Raw genomic sequence first — 4054 nt, forward strand, 5'->3', positions numbered from 1 at the left:
AAAAAAAGAGGGGTCTGGTACGGAAAATGTGTAAAAAACCACTTTCCACCTATTCCTCCCGCTCCCATTCCTGTTTGCAATCCGGACATTGCCATTTGATTACACGATCTTTTTCCAAACTGGAAATGCCAATTTTTCTGCTAAAGTGGGTGGCATTGCCATAATGCTTTTGCAGTTCTTTTGGAATCGGATCTCCTTGCAAATTAGCGCCGCAGTAGGGGCAGAATTCTTTGCTATTCTCCATTTTCCTCTTCTCCTTTCTTATCTGGTCTATTTATTCGATTATATTTTTCTCTTGGGTGTATTCGTACTTCTTCCCGTTTCCTTTTCATTTCATTACCAAATATACGGATGAGCGGAATAATAAGTTTCTTTTGCTTGCCTGTATTTGAATTCTCTATCTGGGCGGCCATTATTTTATCTACCCAGTCTTCACTTTTTGTTGAGTAGATTTGTTATTTTACAGGGAGAAATTCGATGAAATGGGTTAAAAAGGGGCAAAGTGTAAGATAGAATAATAATAGATAATCGATTTTATTTTCTTTTCCTTATTATAAATTAATATAACAGAAGGCCTTTTTGGTCCAGAGAAATGGTGAAAAATCATCGGCAAGGATGTATGACGAAAACAGTCGTTGGCATTCTTGCCGATGTTTTTTATTTATCAACATTTTTGATGGAGGGATTATTTATGAATCAGTATTATGTCGTTCTTAGAACAAAAGAGAAAGATGAATTAATGGATGTCGTGGGGGCTTTGTCATTAGAGGAAGCATGGGCAATTGCCAGAATACGTTATGAAGAAAGAATGCGTGAGGGAGATAGTCTGTTTGTTTTTCCAGCGATAGGACCTCTTGCATTTGATGAGAATAATCGATTTGTTAGCAACAGCGGAGGGAATATGAAAATTATGATGAAGTTCTAAAGAAAACAAAGATGACTCCCGTTGAAGTGCAGTTCAACGGGAGTCATTTTTTTTTCGTTTCCTTTCATGGTACCGAACAATAGATCCCCATGGCCATCGAATCAAATTTACATCTTCTTCATCATGATTGCATCGCATTTGCCACTGTTAGACGTAACGACTCATCTTATCGATGTTTAGAACAGATTTTATCAAAAACGGATCAATCAGTCCGATTTGCATTAAAACCGAAAGTTGAAACAGAAGATATTCAACTATTACAAAATGATCATCCGTTATATAAATTAGCTTTGGAACTTGGGGGTACAGAAACGCAAAAAGCCACTATACCGGTGGCAATAGTAAAAGCAAATGTTCTGGAACGTATCCAAATAGAATTAGACCAAATTAATGTTGTAGATGGAACAGGCGAGAATTAGAACAGTCACTTATTCTTTTAGGTAAGCGAGAATCTGATGATTGGATAGAAATAGACCTCTATCTTTTATTTAATGGGGATTTTGAATATATAAGTACAGGTATAGAAGACCCTTCGTTTAAACGTGAAACGATCATACACGCATGAAAAATCCTGTAGGGTGTACAGTTAAAACATGATGAATGCTTGAACAAAAAGTGTATTTATTTGCGGAAATCTATAGTTTTCATTAGCTTGGTATGGGATTTATGTAAAAACTATTATTTTGGTACGGGAATTTTGTAAAAGCTCAGTACGGGATTTAAGTAAAAACTGTGGTCTCAGTGCGGAATTTTTGTAAAACGTTCCTCGGTACGGGATTTATGTAAAAAGATTTGATTTAGTACGGGAAATATGTAAAAAATAAAAATTACTATGATGAATGATTGACCGGTATCAATTTGATACTGGTTTTTTTATTATCAAATAATGTTATATCCATCCAGAAAATGTAATTTATTTTATTAAAAAATTTGGGTCAAATTAGGAGTCGGGATATAGTAATAGTCGTCTGGATAGGTCATTCTTCTAAATTTTAGAACACTTGATCTGAAGACATTTTTAAACTATTAGGTATATGAAGTTGTTCATACAGTTAACTGGGTAGGTTTTAATATACCCAGTTAACCCTATGAATCTGTGGCTCAATGTTAAATATTTTAGCTTTTCGTTTGAGCCGAATGGAAAAAATGCACTTTTAAATCGCTCAATAAAAGAAAGGTTGCATGACGGCCAATACTATTTCGATAAGTGCTGGGTTGGATGCACTTTAAATCGGCACGTCGTTACTTTCATTCGTAACGAATATTCGTATCTTTTATTTGTATCGAATGGAAATAAACGAATGGCAATGATGCAATATCATTGCGATACTAAGCGGTAAAACAGGTAACCCATATTCGTTTCTAAAAACAGAAAATGGGGATAAAAGGATTTGATAATGAACTTGAAAATGTATTCGTAACGATTGATAGATACGTATATTCGTTTCGATAGGGCATTGTAAAATCATCGATCGGTTTCCTATTGAAAAATTGCATTTATTTGTAAGGCCATCGGTTAAGTATAGATTGATCAAAGCATCATGATAAATTCCGAATACATTCTTTTCAGAATCCGTAGCACATCTGAAATTATATGGTTATAAATTGCCACAAATATTCTGCAAAAGTTATTAGAATTTAGCACAAGTGAAGTTATAATGTTTAAAAAAATCGGAGGTGATTTAAATGAAATTAATAGAAGCATTAGAACAATTAAACAACGGAAAATCGTTTGCAGAGGTTGCAGCCATGGCAGGAATAAATGAAAAAAACTTAGAAAGAAAACTGGCAAATGCAGCAATTGAATTTGATCAAGAAGAAAATGAATATAAATATAAAGGTATTGCACCAGAAGAATCATTGAGTAGAGATGTAAAAAGTAGAATCGTCGTTTTATTAGTTGATAAACCCTTTGTAAAAAAGAAACAAGAAAATCGAACGCCAATAAACGTTGAAGAGAATTTCGATTTGGAATATAAAATGTTCAAAGATTACTTAAAAGTAGATCATTCGTTGTTAAAAGAGAAGAAAACCTTTTTCTTAACAGAAGAAATGTATAACACAATAAAAAATCTAAGTGTAGAAAAATCATTTAAAATAAATGCACTAGTAAATGTTTTGCTGGAAAGAGGGTTGGAATATTACAAGGTTGATTTAAAAGAAAAGGATGGCTGACTATTGGTAATATTTCTGTTTTAAATTTACTGCCTGAAATAACAGCATGAACATAACTAACTGGTTTATGTTTCATGCTGTTTATTTTTTAATCTTCTATTTTTCTTATGCCTACTAATTTTGAATATAGGCGATAAGAAATCGATAGACAACAATTAGGTATAGTTGAACAACATCGTCTTTCAATTTTTTTCGTTCTTCTATTTCTTCTTCCGTCAGGATTTCTTGTAATTCCAGTTCTTTGGCCATAGCTATGTATTCTTCGTATAGTTCGATTAATGTTTCTTTCTCGGCTTCCATGCCTTCGACATATTTGGATTCTGGTATGCTATTGACCTCTAACCACTCGGCTATCCGATTCAAGTTCCACTTTTTGTTAGCAACCAGCTTCGTGGCAAAATACATATCCTATCCGCAACGCAAACATATCCATTTAAAACTCCAAAAAAGATGCCGCAGTAATATATGCTGTCCGCTTGTTCCCATCCACAAAATACTGATTGTGGTTAAAGTATGCATATATACAGCAGCTTTTTTTAATAAACCCGGTTTGTACCCAAGGCTGTCGATGAGATTTGGCTCATGTTCTCCCGACAAACCTCCGAATGTTTTTAAGGCCATATCATGGAACATTCGGATATGTTTCGGCTCTAAAGGTTCAATGCTCAATTTTTACTCAACCTCTTTAAACCTTTGAGGTTTCTGCGAATGACTTTGGCAGCAACTTTTTGAAGCCTTACATCTTTGTCATTTTTTCCAGTAGCTTTTTTCATTTCATCCTCCTGAATGATTGCGACTTGTTGCAACATATATATGCCCTCTTTCTCGTTATTATTGCTTATCATAGCATATATTTATCTCATTTAACAGAAAAAAAGAAGGAGCTACATACTAATTTAGCTCCGATGCATTTTCAACTCACATTTCGCACCCTCCAACGAAAATCGGGAGGAT

Annotated in this window: 7 protein-coding genes; 3 read left to right on the plus strand and 4 right to left on the minus strand. The window is 34.1% G+C overall.

What is annotated here, in order from left to right; translation table 11 throughout:
• Positions 1–49 precede the first annotated feature (49 nt).
• On the minus strand, positions 50–244 hold the full coding sequence (locus I656_RS04665; protein ID WP_020755865.1) for a hypothetical protein: 195 nt from the start codon (positions 242–244) through the stop codon (positions 50–52).
• Positions 245–619: 375 nt separating this feature from the next.
• Between I656_RS04665 and I656_RS0116175 the strand changes: the two genes are divergently transcribed.
• The 3 genes from I656_RS0116175 (at position 620) to I656_RS04660 (ending at position 3100) form a co-directional block, all read left to right on the plus strand.
• Positions 620–925 carry a hypothetical protein gene (locus I656_RS0116175; RefSeq protein ID WP_223810910.1) on the plus strand — a complete coding sequence of 102 codons (306 nt, stop codon included), beginning with the start codon at positions 620–622 and terminating at the stop codon, positions 923–925.
• Positions 926–1014: 89 nt separating this feature from the next.
• A complete protein-coding gene (locus tag I656_RS18850) occupies positions 1015–1344 on the plus strand; it encodes a hypothetical protein (protein ID WP_020755867.1) in 330 nt (109 codons plus the stop codon).
• Between the two features lie 1267 nt (positions 1345–2611).
• On the plus strand, positions 2612–3100 hold the full coding sequence (locus I656_RS04660) for a hypothetical protein (protein WP_020755868.1): 489 nt from the start codon (positions 2612–2614) through the stop codon (positions 3098–3100).
• 114 nt (positions 3101–3214) lie between these two features.
• On the opposite strand, the gene I656_RS0116180 is transcribed toward I656_RS04660, so the two are convergent.
• The 3 genes from I656_RS0116180 to I656_RS18730 all read right to left on the minus strand — a co-directional run bounded on the left by I656_RS0116180 (position 3215) and on the right by I656_RS18730 (position 3909).
• Positions 3215–3505: a hypothetical protein gene (locus I656_RS0116180; RefSeq protein ID WP_033006152.1), complete on the minus strand. Its 291-nt coding sequence runs from the start codon at positions 3503–3505 to the stop codon at positions 3215–3217.
• Between the two features lie 28 nt (positions 3506–3533).
• A complete protein-coding gene (locus I656_RS19935) occupies positions 3534–3641 on the minus strand; it encodes a Fic family protein (RefSeq protein ID WP_090949102.1) in 108 nt (35 codons plus the stop codon).
• Positions 3642–3765: 124 nt separating this feature from the next.
• Complete coding sequence (locus I656_RS18730) at positions 3766–3909, minus strand: hypothetical protein (protein ID WP_164832336.1); 144 nt, start codon at positions 3907–3909, stop codon at positions 3766–3768.
• Positions 3910–4054: the final 145 nt, after the last annotated feature.

The organism is Geobacillus sp. WSUCF1, assembly GCF_000422025.1.
GTDB lineage: Bacteria > Bacillota > Bacilli > Bacillales > Anoxybacillaceae > Geobacillus > Geobacillus zalihae.

What these genes read in the sequence shown, in the direction of transcription:
- I656_RS04660 (WP_020755868.1), top strand. Translation starts at nt 2,612, where the DNA reads ATGAAATTAATAGAAGCATTAGAACAATTAAACAACGGAAAATCGTTT.
- I656_RS0116175 (WP_223810910.1), top strand. Translation starts at nt 620, where the DNA reads ATGACGAAAACAGTCGTTGGCATTCTTGCCGATGTTTTTTATTTATCA.
- I656_RS0116180 (WP_033006152.1), bottom strand. Translation starts at nt 3,505, where the DNA reads ATGTATTTTGCCACGAAGCTGGTTGCTAACAAAAAGTGGAACTTGAAT.
- I656_RS18850 (WP_020755867.1), top strand. Translation starts at nt 1,015, where the DNA reads ATGGCCATCGAATCAAATTTACATCTTCTTCATCATGATTGCATCGCA.
- I656_RS04665 (WP_020755865.1), bottom strand. Translation starts at nt 244, where the DNA reads ATGGAGAATAGCAAAGAATTCTGCCCCTACTGCGGCGCTAATTTGCAA.
- I656_RS18730 (WP_164832336.1), bottom strand. Translation starts at nt 3,909, where the DNA reads ATGTTGCAACAAGTCGCAATCATTCAGGAGGATGAAATGAAAAAAGCT.